Raw genomic sequence first — 339 nt, 5'->3', positions numbered from 1 at the left:
CAAACGGTCAAGGCTGCGCTGCCAGGCGCTGCGGTCGAGCGCCCCGCGCAGCCGCGAGGCCAGCGGAATGTGGTAGTTCGTGCTGCCCTCGTCCAGCTGCGCCAAAAACCACAGCCGCTGCTGCGCAAACGACAGCACCAGCGGCTCATGACGCGACACGGCCGCAATCGCCGGCAGCTCTTGCGGACCGGAGCGGCTCAACACCTCCACGATGCTTGCCGCCAGCTCCGCCAGCACCGGTTTGGCAAACAGCCCCGTCAGCGGCAGCGCGACGCCAACAGCCTGCGACAGCCGGCTCAAGAGCTGCACCGCCAGGAGCGAGTGGCCGCCCAGTTCGAA

At 68.7% G+C, this 339-nt stretch carries 1 protein-coding gene; it reads right to left on the bottom strand.

Annotation, left to right across the window (positions count from 1 at the left end):
- On the bottom strand, positions 1 to 339 hold a 339-nt coding region (locus KJQ96_RS38915; RefSeq protein WP_213291211.1), incomplete at both ends, for a phosphopantetheine-binding protein.

This window comes from Bradyrhizobium sp. sGM-13 (genome assembly GCF_018398875.1).
GTDB lineage: Bacteria > Pseudomonadota > Alphaproteobacteria > Rhizobiales > Xanthobacteraceae > Bradyrhizobium.
The sequence above is the reverse complement of the archived record's forward strand: the minus strand, read 5'-3'. Positions and strand labels throughout refer to the sequence as shown.